The sequence below is a fragment of the Curtobacterium sp. TC1 genome, from assembly GCF_019844075.1.
Taxonomy (GTDB): domain Bacteria; phylum Actinomycetota; class Actinomycetes; order Actinomycetales; family Microbacteriaceae; genus Curtobacterium.
In genome coordinates, this window is sequence record NZ_CP081964.1 from 374,405 (window position 1) to 386,425 (window position 12,021).

The window sequence follows — 12,021 nt, forward strand, 5'->3', positions numbered from 1 at the left end:
GCGACGATGGAACCCGACCACACCGACGTCGTCCTGTCGGCGCTCGCCGACCCGATCCGACGGCGCATCGTCGAACGGCTCGGCAAGGGTGAGGCGACCGTCTCCGAGCTGTCGGAGCCGTTCGACGTCAGCGCCCCGGCGATCTCGCGGCACCTCGGCGTGCTCGAACGCGCCGGCCTCATCACGCGCGAGCGGCACGGCACGTGGCGCACGTGCCGTCTCCGGCCCGAGGCCGTCGACGAGCTCGGCGCCTGGCTGGGCCGGTTGCGTCCCGACTGGGACCGCCGGTTCGACCGCCTGGAGGCCCTGCTCGCCGCCCAGCGCACGCCCGCCCCGGTGGGCAGCCCGTCCACCGCCCCACCCGCCAGTTCCACCAGTTCCACCAGTTCCGCCTTCACCGTCGATCCGCAGGAGCAGTCATGACCGAACACTTCACCGCCCACGCCACCCACCGCTTCGCCCACCCCGTCGCCGACGTCTACCGGGCGTTCGTCGACCCGGCGCTGCTCGCGCTCTGGTTCGGCCCCCTCGGCTTCCACGTCCCCGTCGCCACCGTCGAGGTCGACGCGCGGGTCGGTGGCGCCTGGAACCTCACGATGGTCAGCAACGACGACGCCGAGTGGTCGTCGCCCGTCACCTCGACCCTCGAGCAGATCGAGGAGAACCGGATCATCGTCGGGACCTCCACGGCGCACGGCATCCCCGGGGTCGAGGACGGCACCGCGCTGTCCCTGACGCTCGAGTTCGCCGAGGACGGCGACGGGACGATCGTCACCCTGACGCAGGGACCCTTCCCCGAGTTCATGCGCGACATGAACATCGCCGGCTGGACGCAGTCGTTCCACAAGCTCGAAGCACTGCTGGCGACACCGAAGGAGTTCTTCCAGCAGCCGTAGTCGCACCCCCCTGTCAAGGGGTTGTGCGCCCCGCGCAGAAAAGCGAACATCGTTCGGTGACTCGTACAGGGCGAGCGCCGAACGACCGCGCAGTGGCGTGGTCGGTTCCGAGTCAGGGGATCCATGACCACCACTCCGTCGACCGTCGCACGTGCGCGCCGACTCCCACGCTTCGCCGGCGCCCTCACGGTGCTGGCCCTCGCAGCCGGTGCCCTCGTCGCGACGGCTGAACCCGCCGCAGCGTCGGCGGTGTGGGTCGGATCGGCACCCGCCGGCACGAAGATCAACCCGGGCGACCAGGTGACGTCGCCGAACGGCCAGTTCAAGCTCATCATGCAGGGCGACGGCAACCTGGTCGAGTACGGCATCGGCAACCGCGTGCTCTGGGCCTCGAACACCGCCGGTTCGCCCGGCGCGATCGCCGTCGTCGGCAAGAACCGTGCCCTCGACATCACCAAGAACGGCAAACGTCTGGCGCGCTGGGCCTCGGCCGGCACCGCGAACTCGACGGCACTGAAGATCCGCGCGGACGGCACCATGGCGCTGCTCGCCGGCAGGTCCGTCGTCGTGAACTGGACCACCTACCAGGACCGGGTCCCATCGGGGAACACACTGCTCGGCGGCACCGTGCTGCGCTCCGACACCACGAACACGCGCATCCTCAACATGCGCACCGACGGCAACCTCGTGCAGAAGGTCAGCGGCCGTGTCGTCTGGCAGTCGCGGACCGGCGGGCACCCCGGCGCCTGGGCCGAGCTGCAGCCCAAGGGCAACTTCGTCATCTGGACCCGTGACGCATCGCGCAAGAAGGTCGCGCTCTGGACCTCGCGCACCGGCACGGCCGGCTCCGGCAACCTGCTCGTGCAGGTCGACGGCAACGTCGTGCTCTACGGGTCGAAGGACACCCGCGTCTGGTCGAGCCGGCCCGTCACCGGACTGGCATGGCCCGTCAACGGGACGAAGATCACCGGCAAGTACGGCGACGACCGCGGTGCCGGGCACGTCCCGCGCTACCACCAGGGCACCGACGCCCCCGTGCCGGTGGGCACCCCGGTGTACGGGTCCGGCACCGGTGAGGTGACCAAGACGGTGGCGAACGACGCCTCGTACGGCAACTACATCGTCGTGACCTACGGCATGACCGCGGTGCTCACCGCCCACCTCAGCAAGATCGAGGTGAAGAAGGGCCAGATCGTGAAGCTCGGCACCGAGATCGCGAAGTCCGGCAACACCGGCCAGTCGACCGGCCCGCACGTGCACGTCGAGACGCGGCGCAACGGCACGCTCGTCGACCCGTTGAAGAACATGCACTTCCGCTGATCCGGGGCCGGTGGCGTCGTTCCGCTTCGTGAGCAGGGATGGTCGGGTCGCCTTCGGGCACCTGACCATTTCTGCTCACGAAGGGCGGAAGCGGCGGCCTCGACATCGCAGCCCATACCGCTCTGTCTATAACGCTTGACTTGAAAGATCAACCGCTCTAGACATAGCCTGTGAAAAGGCAGGCTGTGCTGAAGCGCATCAAGATCGCGGCGCGTGCTGCGGGCCTCGAGTACCGCGAGGTCGAGTTGACGAATCACACCGGCGTGATCGTCGGCCGGACTCGGAGCACGATCGGTCGGCACTCCGAGATCGCAGAAGGCACGGCCCGCGCGTTCTTCAAGCAGTACGAGCAGGAGCTCGGAAAGGGGTGGTGGCGATGACTTACACGTCACGTGCACATCGTGAGGGCAACTGGTGGATCGTGCAGAACGATCAGTTCCCCGGCGCGATCTCACAGGTCCGCCGGCTCGACCTCGCTGCTGATGCCCAGCGTGAAGCCATCGCGTTCGTCGCCGAGGTCGACCAGGACGAGGTCGTGGTAGTCATCCGAGTGGAACTTGAACCGGAGCTCGCCCAGTCGCTCGACGAAGCGGTAGCACTCCGTGCCGAGGCTGAGGTCAAGGAAGCGAGGGCGCTGTCGCTTCGGCGGGCCATAGCGATCTCCCTCAAGGACGACGGCATGACCCTGCGCGACATCGCGGTCGTGCTGGGGGTCTCGTACCAACGGGTGCACCAGCTCGTGCGCGAGGGGGAACCCGTGGCGCTCGCGGCCTCCTGACCGCAGCGCTCGGCGCGGCGGCTCCCCAGTGTGCAATGCTGATGTTTCTCGTGACGAGCTCAGCTCGCGACCCACGAAGTGGGGCGAACGAGCCGTCGTTTGATGACAGGTCGTCAACTAGCGTTGGATTGATCACAGGGGAGAAACAATGGAGTTCGAAGAACGTCTCGCTGCGCTCGCGACCAAGGTGCAGAACCAGCGCGAGGCCATCCAGACCGAAGAGGCGACGAAGAACGCGTTCGTCATGCCGTTCATCTCCACGATCCTTGGGTACGACGTGTTCAACCCGCTCGAGGTCGTGCCCGAGTTCACGGCCGACGTCGGCGTCAAGCGCGGCGAGAAGGTCGACTACGCGATCATGCGAGACGGCGAGGTGCAGATCCTCATCGAGTGCAAGAAGTCGACCGAGCCGCTGAAGATCGAGCACGCCTCGCAGCTGTTCCGCTACTTCTCCGTCACGAACGCCCGAATCGCGGTCCTGACGAACGGCGAGGTCTACAACTTCTACACGGACCTCGACGCGCCGAACAAGATGGACGATCGTCCGTTCCTCGTGCTGGACCTCGCCGACATTGATGAGACCCTCCTTCCCGAGCTCAGCAAGCTCACGAAGGACGTCTTCGACCTGGACTCCGTCATCAGTGCTGCGGAGGAACTCAAGTACGTCGGCTCGATCAAGCGAGCAATCGCTGCGCAGTTCCGCGAGCCGGAAGAGGACTTCGTGCGTCTCTTCACATCGCGTGTCTACGACGGACGCTTCACGCAGGAGGCGCGGACGCAGTTCACGGCGCTCGTCGCGAAGGCCTCGAAGCAGTTCCTCAACGAGCAGGTCAACGACCGCCTGAAGACCGCCCTCGGTGCCTCGTACAGCGCGCCCATCGGCGCAGAGGCACCGGCTGAGTCGGTCACGAGCGCCGCTGTGGCCGAGGGTGACCTCGATCGCGACACTGAGATCGAGACGACACTCGAGGAGCTCGAGGGCTACCAGATCGTCAAGGCCATCGCCTGCAGCGAGGTGAAGCCGGACCGCATCGCACACCGTGACCAGAAGTCGTACTTCGCGGTGCTGCTCGACGACAACAACCGCAAGCCGATCGCCCGCCTGTGGTTCAACGGCAAGAAGCAGAAGTACCTCGGCCTGTTCGACGAGAACAAGGTCGAGACGAAGCACCCGATCGAGAACCTCGACGACATCTACCTCCACGCCGAGACGATCCGAGGAGCTGCTCAGCGTTTCGCGAATTGACGAGCAGTCGGAGTCGATCTTCGTGAGCAGGGATGGTCGGGTCGCCTTCGGGCATCCGACCGTTCCTGCTCACGAAGTGCGGGCCAGGCGGCGCGGATACGCTTGACGGGATGACATCGCGCGGCGGGACCGGGGCTGGCGACGGGGCCGATGCGGAAGCCGTACTCGCGGCGTTCGCACGCACCGACGGCGACGTCGCGGCGGCGCGTCGGGTCGTACGGCAGTTCCAGGGGCTCGACGACGGTGAGCGGTCGGCGCTGCTGTGGAGCGAGGACGACGGGGCGAAGCTCATCGCGGTGCTGCTCCTGGTGCAGGCCATGCGCGAGCACCCCGATCCGGAGCTGACCGACGAGTACCTGTCGGCGGCGAAGGCCGAGCGGTTCGACGACCCCGCACTGGTCGACCTGGCGGCCGAGGAGCTCGTCGGCGCACCGCTCGTGGGCAGCTCGACGGGCCCGCTGTTCGCGCTCGTGAAGTCCGACGTGGCGATGGTGCGGCGGATCGCGATCGTGGCGACCCTGGCGTTCGTGAAGCAGGGCGACGCCGAGGTGCCGCTCGGGATCGCCGGACGCCTGGTGCGGGAGCGGAGTGACACCGTGCAGTCGGCGCTGGGGTGGGTGTTGCGGGAGACCGGCAAGCGGGCGTCGGAGCCGGCGCTCGTGGCGTTCCTCGAGAAGAGCGGACGGTTCCTGACCCCTGCGGCTCGCCAGACGGCGACCGAGCACCTGTCTCCGCCCGATCGCGACCGCCTGCGCGGCTGACAGCAGCCGGAGCAGGTGGCCGGCCGCCCCCGCGGTTCAGTCGGTCTCGAGCGGTTCGGCGAAGAAGGTGGTCAGGGAGACCACGACGCCGTCGCGGACCTCGATCACGTCGATGCCGCGCACCGCAGGGGCGCCGACCGGACCGAAGCCCCACGCCAGGGCGCCGTGCGTCTCGGAGGCGTAGCGGCGGCCCTCCTCGACGAACTGGAACGCGCCGGGCACCTGATCGAGCAGTTCGCCGGCCTTCTGGTCGAGGGCGTCCCAGCCGACGGCGGTGCCCTCCGGATCGGTGAAGGCGACATCGGGGGAGTACGTCCGCTCGATCGCGGCACGGCGGGAGGTGGCGTCTCGGTTGCCGAAGACGTCGTGGAGGTTCGCGGTCAGCAACTCGGACACGGTGGCCATGCCCGGAGCCTAACCTGGGGCGATGCACACCGAGGTGCCCCGGATCGACGTCGCACTCGTGGAACGACTCGTCGCGGCGCAGTTCCCCGAGTGGAGCGGCCTGCCCGTGCACGAGGTGGAGCACCAGGGCTGGGACAACCGCACGTACCGACTCGGTGACGCGCTGTCGGTCCGGCTGCCGAGCGCCGCCGGCTACGTGCCCGCGGTCGAGAAGGAACAGGCCGTCCTGCCGTACCTGGCCCGACGGTTGGACCTCGCGGTGCCCGAGTCGGTCGGCCTGGGCGAACCCGGCCAGGGGTACCCGTTCCCGTGGTCGGTCATGCGGTGGCTCGACGGGACGGTGGCCGCGCGTGCGGTCGACCTCGACCACGAGCGCTTCGCCGCCGAGGTGGGTGCGGTGCTCCGGCAGCTCCGGAGTCTCCCCGCCACCGGGGGGCCGACCGCCGGCGCGCACTCGTTCCACCGCGGCGAGCACCCGTCGGTGTACGGCGTCGAGGTCGTCGCGGCACTCGACACCCTGGGACCCGAGGTCGACCGTGCCGCGTGCGAGCGCATCTGGGACGACGCGGTCGCCACCGCGTGGGCCCGTCCGGGGGTCTGGTTCCACGGGGACGTGGCGCCGGGCAACCTCCTCGTGGACGACGCGAGACGGCTCACCGCCTTGATCGACTTCGGCACGTGCGGGGTCGGCGACCCGGCCTGTGACCTGGTGCTCGCGTGGACGTTCCTCGACCCGGCGGCGCGCCCGGTGTTCCGCGAGGCGGTGGGACTGGACGCCGATGCGTGGGCGCGGGCTCGTGGCTGGGCGTTGTGGAAGGCACTCATCATGCTCGCCGGCAGTGCCGGGCCCGGCGACCGCACGGAGCACGAACGCGTGCTCGCCGCGGTGCTCGCGGATCCCGTCCTCTGACGCGGCGGCGCGCCCGGGGCCGTGCGTGGGGCTGTGAACGCACCACGGGACGGGCGCGTACCGAGGAGGCAGAAGCGAACCGCGCCTCCCGGCCGGCTCGAAGCGACCACGAGAGGAACGCGACGTGCGCGCACTGACCTGGCAGGGCACCGAGAAGGTGTCCGTCGAGACCGTCCCCGACCCGACCATCCAGGAACCGACCGACGCGATCGTGCGGATCACGTCCACGGCGATCTGCGGCTCAGACCTGCACCTGTACCGGGTCCTCGGCCCGTACATCGACAAGGGCGACGTCCTCGGCCACGAGCCCATGGGCATCGTGGAGGAGGTCGGCAGCGCCGTCACGAACCTGAAGGTCGGCGACCGTGTCGTCGTCCCCTTCAACATCTCGTGCGGCCACTGCTGGATGTGCAAGAACGGCCTGCAGTCGCAGTGCGAGACCACCCAGGTCACCGAGTACGGATCGGGTGCGGCGCTGTTCGGCTACACGAAGATGTACGGCCAGGTCCCCGGCGGCCAGGCCGAGTACCTCCGCGTCCCGCACGCGGACTACGGCCCCATCGTCATCCCGGACGACGGCACGCCCGACGACCGGTGGCTGTTCCTCAGCGACATCCTGCCGACGGCGTGGCAGGCCGTGCAGTACGCCAACGTGCCGGAGGGCGGCACGCTCGCGGTGCTCGGCCTCGGCCCCGTCGGCCAGTTCGCCGCCCGCATCGGCAAGCACCTGGGCTACCGCGTGCTCGCCGTCGAGCCCGAACAGGTCCGACGCGACCTCGGGGCGAAGCACGGCGCCGAGGTCTTCGACCTGTCGAAGGACACCGTGCCGGAGCTCGTCGACCTGACCGACGGTCGCGGCCCCGACGGGGTCGTCGACGCCGTCGGCATGGAGGCGCACGGCAACCCCGTCGCAGGCTTCGCCCAGCGGGCTGCCGGTCTGCTGCCCGACGCGCTGGCGAAGAAGGCGATCGAGACCGCGGGCATCGACCGGCTCGCTGCTGTGCACGCCGCGATCGACCTGGTCCGCCGCGGCGGCACCGTGTCCCTGAGTGGCGTCTACGGCGGCATGGCCGACCCGATGCCGATGATGACGATGTTCGACAAGCAGATCACCGTCCGCGAGGGACAGTGCAACGTGAAGCACTGGATCGACGACATCATGCCGCTCGTGCAGGACCCTTCGGACCCGCTCGGCACGCTCGACCTCACCACGCACCGGGTGTCGCTCGAGGACGCCCCGCACATGTACGAGGTGTTCCAGAAGAAGCAGGACGGCTGCGTCAAGGTCGTACTCGACCCCGCCCTGGCCGCCGCCTGATGCGGATCGTCGTCGTCGGCGGGACCGGCAACGTCGGGACGGCGGTGCTCCGCCGCCTCGCCGAGGCCCGGGCCGCCGCGCGTGCGGCGGGTGGCGAGGCAGCACCCGCGTCCGACGACGGCCGGCACGACGGCAGCGTCGAGATCGTCGGCGTCGCCCGGCGGCTGCCGGACGTGCACGCGGAGCCGTACGGCTCCGCGGTCTGGCACGCCGTCGACGTCGGGGCCTCCGACGCGATCGGCCAGCTCACCGCGATCTTCACCGGCGCCGACGCGGTGATCCACCTGGCGTGGGCGCTCCAACCGACGCACGACATCCCCGCGCAGTACCGGACGAACGTCACGGGCACCGCGAACGTGCTGTCGGCCGTGGCGCGAGCAGGGGTGCCGCAGGTCGTCGTCGCGTCGTCGGTCGGGACCTACCGGGGCGTCGACGCCGCGGGCAAGCGGACCCCGGTCGACGAGAGCTGGCCGACCGACGGCATCCCCACGGCGACGTACTCGATCCACAAGGCCGCGAACGAGTCGGCGATGGACGCCTTCGAAGCAGCCCATCCGTCCGTGGTCGTCACGCGGCTGCGCCCGGGCCTGATCTTCCAGCGGGACGCCGCCGCCGAGATCCGCGGGCTGTTCCTCGGGCACCTCGTGCCGATGTCGATCGTGCGGTGGATCCGGTGGCTGGTGCTGCCCCTGCCGTACCCGTTCGTGTTCCAGGCGGTGCACGCCGACGACGTCGCGGACGCCTACTGGCGGACCGTCGACCAGCGGGCCGGCGGTGCGTTCAACATCGCCGCGTCGCCCGTGCTCAACCCGCCGCGGTTGGCCCGGGCCTTCGGCATGCTCGGTGCCGTCCGGATGCCGCTCGGACTGCTGCGCGGGATCGTGACGCTCACGTGGCGGCTGCGGTTGCAGCCGACGGACGTCGGCTGGATCGACATCGCGGCCGGCGTGCCGATCATGCGGACCGACCGAGCCCGGTCGGTGCTCGGATGGGAGGCCCGGCACACCTCCGAAGACGCGTTGCGTGCGCTCGTGGCCGGGTTCGCGGACGGTGCGCACGTGGCCGCGTCGGACCCGCTCCGGGGGTAGCTGGGCTGGGCGGGGGCTGGCGCTGCCGGGTCGGTTCGGGCGTACCGGGTGTTTTCGGGCGTACCTGGTCGGAAGTTTCGACCAGGTACGCCCGTTTCCACGTTCCATCGCGGGTGTTCTGGGAAGGAACGGGCGCTCGGGGCGCGCTACGATTCGCTCGTCGTTGTGAGAAGGGGGAGCGCCATGGTGCTCAGTTGGTCGGCGTTCAGTGAACTCGAGGGACCGGGCGGCTCGGGGATGTCCGACCTGTTCGGCGGTTGGTTCGGCATCGCGTTCGGAGTCGTCGCAGCCCTGGCCATCCTCACCACCCTGACGATCGTCGTCCTGTCGCTCTACCGCGGCAAGCGGATGGCCGACCGTGGTCAGAACCCGCTCACCCTGCAGAAGGACATCGCGTACCAGGCGATGCGGAGCCGCACCCTCGCGCCAGAGAAGCCGCTCGAACAGCGGCTCGCCGAACTCGACGACCTGCACGCTCGCGGTGTGATCTCCGACGAGGAACACCGGGCGGCGCGAGCCGAGGCCCTGCGCGGTTAACCTGGGTCGGTGCTGCTGCCGACGGACCTGCTGGGGGAGTGGGTGCTCCGCCGGACCCTGGACGACCGGCGTGCCGGTGTGCGGGGCGTCGTCGCAGGCACCACGACCCTCACCGCGGTCGCCGCAGACGAGGTCCGCTGGGACGAAGCGGGCGTGATGGCGTTCGACGGCCGCACGACCCCGGTGTCTCGGACGCTGACCGTCCGGCGCGCCGATGACCACGCGTGGACCGTGCACTTCGCCGACGGCCGGGTGTTCCACGACTGGGTGTGGGGTACGAGCGTGACCCACGCCTGTGCACCGGACGACTACACCGGAGCACTGGACGGCGACGAGCAGCGGTGGACCGTACGCTGGGAAGCCCGGGGTCCGGCGAAGGACTACCGGCTCGACAGCGTGCTCACGCGGTCGCCGGCGTGACCACGACGTCAGCGGCACGCGCCAGACTGAGTCCATGGCACGCTCCTCCGGCACCGACGCCCCGCGCATCACCCTGACCGAACCGACGGACCTCGAGGACTGGGCCCCGGCTCCCGGCGACGTCCTGACCGGTGACCGCATCGAGGGCAAGCGCATCGACGTGCTCGACCTGGCCGGCGAGCGGCTGCCGGACCTCGAGATCGAGGAGTGCGTCATCGACACCCTGCGGGGCGACGGCGCCGACTTCCGCGGGCTGCGGGTCCACGACTCGGTCATCGACACGCTCGACGCCCCGGTGCTGCGGGCATCGAGCAGTTCGTGGCGCGAGGTCCGGGTGTCCGGCGGTCGCATCGGTTCCGGTGAGCTGTACGACTCCGGGCTGAGCGGCGTCGAGTTCGTCGGGATGAAGTTCGGGTTCGTGAACCTGCGCGGATCGACGCTCACCGACGTGGTGTTCCGCGACTGCGTCATCGACGAGCTCGACATCGCGGACGCGAAGCTGCTCCGGGTGTCGTTCGAGGGCAGCAGCATCCGCGACGCCGAGGGGTCGAACACGCGCATCGACCACGTGGACCTGCGCGGCGCCGACCTCGACCGGGTCGAGCGCCTCGAGGGGTTCCGCGGCGCCACGATCGGTGCCGACCAGCTGTACACGCTCGCCCCGCTGCTGGCGGCGCAGGCGGGCTACCGCGTCGACTGACCGCCCGCAGCCAGCGCGGCGGCGAGGTCGGCCTGCACCAGGTCGCCGTGCGCGGCCGCTCCGGCCTGGACTCCGGCGGCTGCGGACGCGATGACCGTCGCCATCGGGTTCGCGACGTTGCCGGCCGCGTACACCCCGCGCACCGACGTCTGCCCGGCCGGGTCGATCGCCAGCGCGCTCGCGTACCGGAAGTCGCCCGTGAACTGGTCGGTCGCGACCAGACCCAGGTCGGACAGGAAGTCCACGCGCGCCTCGGCGGTGCTCGCCGCGGCCAGGGCATCGAGTTCGACGACCTCGCCGGAGCCGAGCGTGACCCCGGTCAGTGTGCCGTCCGACGAGCGGACCTGCGTGACGGTGTCGTCCACGACCTCGATCCCGCGGGCCCGCAAACCGGCCAGGGCGGTGTCGTCGACGAGCGCCGGATCGGTGACGAACGCGGTCACGTGCTCGCTCAGCGCCCGGAACATGAGCGCGTGGTGCACGCCGTTCGGAGTGGTCACGAGCACGCCGATGCGCTGGTCGCGGATCTCCCACCCGTGGCAGAACGGGCAGTGCACGACCCCGCGCCCCCACTGCTCGGCGAGCCCCGGGACCTGCGGCAGGACGTCCACGGCGCCGGAGGCGACGACGAGCCTGCGGGCGGTGACGGCCGCGCCGGAGTCCAGCGTGACCGAGAAGCCGACCGGGTCGGTGCCGTCGCCCGTCGTGGCGGACGCGGCCACGATCCTCCCGGCCGTCACCTCGACTCCGTAGGCGGCGACCTCGTCGCGACCGATCGCGGACAACTCGGCGGGTGCGATGCCCTCGCGTCCGAGGTAGTTGTGGGCGCCGGCCGACGGCGCGTTGCGGGGCTCGCCCGCGTCGACGACGAGGACGGAACGGCGGGAACGCCCGAGGACGAGGGCGGCGGAGAGGCCGGCGGCTGCTCCGCCGATGACGATGACGTCGTAGTGATCACGCATGGAAGGAGCATGCGGTCCCTGCGGTACGGACGGCAAAGAACCTTGCTGATGTGGCAACATGGGCAGCATGCCCCACGGCCCGCAGGAACCCGTCGTCCCCCGCACGACCGCGCAGGTCGTCGACGGGGTGGGTCCCCGGCTGCGCGCACTCCGTGCCCACCGCGACGTCACGCTCGCCGCGCTGTCCGAGCAGACGGGAGTGTCGGTGAGCACGCTCTCGCGGCTCGAGTCGGGGCAGCGCAAGCCGACCCTCGAACTGCTGCTCCCGTTGGCGCGGGCGTACCAGGTGCCGCTCGACGACCTGGTCGGAGCGCCGCAGACGGGCGACCCCCGGGTGCACATGAAGCCCGAGGTGCACGGCGGGCGGGTCGTCGTGCCCCTGACGAAGCGCACCGGTGGCGTGCGGTCGTTCAAGCAGCTCTTCCCGCCGCACGAGCCCGGCGGCGAGCCCTCGCTGAAGACGCACGAGGGGTACGAGTGGCTCTACGTGCTGTCCGGTCGGCTGCGCCTGGTGCTCGGCGAGCACGACCTCGACCTCGGGCCGGGTGAGGTCGCCGAGTTCGACACGCACACTCCGCACTGGATCGGCAACGTCACCGACTCGGTCACCGAGGTGCTGTGCCTGTACGGGCCGCAGGGCGAGCGCGCGCACGTGCGGTCGAGGCCGGCGCGCTGACCGG

16 protein-coding genes are annotated in these 12,021 nt (G+C 70.3%); 14 read left to right on the forward strand and 2 right to left on the reverse strand.

Translation table 11 applies throughout. The features are described 5' to 3' along the window. Positions 1-6: 6 nt before the first annotated feature. The 7 genes from KZI27_RS02910 (at position 7) to KZI27_RS02940 (ending at position 5,001) form a co-directional block, all read left to right on the forward strand. On the forward strand, positions 7-423 hold the full coding sequence (locus KZI27_RS02910) for an ArsR/SmtB family transcription factor (protein ID WP_222659247.1): 417 nt from the start codon (positions 7-9) through the stop codon (positions 421-423). Then, positions 420-896: an SRPBCC domain-containing protein gene (locus tag KZI27_RS02915; RefSeq protein ID WP_222659248.1), complete on the forward strand. Its 477-nt coding sequence runs from the start codon at positions 420-422 to the stop codon at positions 894-896. Before KZI27_RS02910 ends, KZI27_RS02915 begins: the two co-directional genes overlap by 4 nt. A 123-nt stretch (positions 897-1,019) precedes the next feature. Then, positions 1,020-2,216, forward strand: coding sequence for a peptidoglycan DD-metalloendopeptidase family protein (locus tag KZI27_RS20350; protein ID WP_315971206.1), 1,197 nt, complete (start codon positions 1,020-1,022; stop codon positions 2,214-2,216). 170 nt (positions 2,217-2,386) lie between these two features. Then, the gene (locus KZI27_RS02925) at positions 2,387-2,596 is read left to right on the forward strand and encodes a ribonuclease PH (RefSeq protein WP_261784038.1); all 210 of its coding nucleotides are present in this window, start codon (positions 2,387-2,389) and stop codon (positions 2,594-2,596) included. Further along, positions 2,593-2,994: a helix-turn-helix domain-containing protein gene (locus KZI27_RS02930; RefSeq protein ID WP_222659249.1), complete on the forward strand. Its 402-nt coding sequence runs from the start codon at positions 2,593-2,595 to the stop codon at positions 2,992-2,994. The genes KZI27_RS02925 and KZI27_RS02930 overlap by 4 nt, the downstream gene beginning before the upstream one ends. Before the next feature lie 148 nt (positions 2,995-3,142). Further along, a complete protein-coding gene (locus tag KZI27_RS02935; RefSeq protein WP_222659250.1) occupies positions 3,143-4,240 on the forward strand; it encodes a type I restriction endonuclease in 1,098 nt (365 codons plus the stop codon). A 110-nt stretch (positions 4,241-4,350) separates the two neighbouring features. Continuing rightward, entirely contained in the window at positions 4,351-5,001 is a 651-nt protein-coding gene (locus KZI27_RS02940; protein WP_222659251.1) for a DNA alkylation repair protein, read from the forward strand. A 36-nt stretch (positions 5,002-5,037) separates the two neighbouring features. Here the strand turns inward: KZI27_RS02940 and KZI27_RS02945 are convergent, their stop codons facing one another. Beyond that, positions 5,038-5,406: a nuclear transport factor 2 family protein gene (locus KZI27_RS02945; protein WP_222659252.1), complete on the reverse strand. Its 369-nt coding sequence runs from the start codon at positions 5,404-5,406 to the stop codon at positions 5,038-5,040. Between the two features lie 22 nt (positions 5,407-5,428). On the opposite strand from KZI27_RS02945, the gene KZI27_RS02950 reads away from it, so the two are divergent. The 6 genes from KZI27_RS02950 (at position 5,429) to KZI27_RS02975 (ending at position 10,379) form a co-directional block, all read left to right on the forward strand. Continuing rightward, complete coding sequence (locus KZI27_RS02950) at positions 5,429-6,316, forward strand: aminoglycoside phosphotransferase family protein (protein WP_222659253.1); 888 nt, start codon at positions 5,429-5,431, stop codon at positions 6,314-6,316. A gap of 124 nt (positions 6,317-6,440) precedes the next feature. Further along, positions 6,441-7,634 (forward strand): zinc-dependent alcohol dehydrogenase, encoded by a 1,194-nt coding sequence (locus tag KZI27_RS02955; protein ID WP_222659254.1) that lies wholly within the window; start codon positions 6,441-6,443, stop codon positions 7,632-7,634. Next, positions 7,634-8,722 (forward strand): NAD-dependent epimerase/dehydratase family protein, encoded by a 1,089-nt coding sequence (locus KZI27_RS02960; RefSeq protein WP_222659255.1) that lies wholly within the window; start codon positions 7,634-7,636, stop codon positions 8,720-8,722. Before KZI27_RS02955 ends, KZI27_RS02960 begins: the two co-directional genes overlap by 1 nt. Positions 8,723-8,905: 183 nt before the next feature. Next, complete coding sequence (locus KZI27_RS02965; RefSeq protein WP_222659256.1) at positions 8,906-9,259, forward strand: SHOCT domain-containing protein; 354 nt, start codon at positions 8,906-8,908, stop codon at positions 9,257-9,259. A 9-nt stretch (positions 9,260-9,268) separates the two neighbouring features. Beyond that, positions 9,269-9,679 carry a DUF6314 family protein gene (locus tag KZI27_RS02970; RefSeq protein ID WP_222659257.1) on the forward strand — a complete coding sequence of 137 codons (411 nt, stop codon included), beginning with the start codon at positions 9,269-9,271 and terminating at the stop codon, positions 9,677-9,679. Between the two features lie 34 nt (positions 9,680-9,713). Further along, positions 9,714-10,379, forward strand: coding sequence for a pentapeptide repeat-containing protein (locus KZI27_RS02975; protein WP_222659258.1), 666 nt, complete (start codon positions 9,714-9,716; stop codon positions 10,377-10,379). On the opposite strand, the gene KZI27_RS02980 is transcribed toward KZI27_RS02975, so the two are convergent. Beyond that, positions 10,364-11,341 carry an NAD(P)/FAD-dependent oxidoreductase gene (locus KZI27_RS02980; RefSeq protein WP_222659259.1) on the reverse strand — a complete coding sequence of 326 codons (978 nt, stop codon included), beginning with the start codon at positions 11,339-11,341 and terminating at the stop codon, positions 10,364-10,366. The genes KZI27_RS02975 and KZI27_RS02980 overlap by 16 nt on opposite strands. A 58-nt stretch (positions 11,342-11,399) precedes the next feature. Between KZI27_RS02980 and KZI27_RS02985 the strand changes: the two genes are divergently transcribed. Further along, positions 11,400-12,017 carry a helix-turn-helix domain-containing protein gene (locus tag KZI27_RS02985; protein ID WP_222659260.1) on the forward strand — a complete coding sequence of 206 codons (618 nt, stop codon included), beginning with the start codon at positions 11,400-11,402 and terminating at the stop codon, positions 12,015-12,017. Positions 12,018-12,021: the final 4 nt, after the last annotated feature.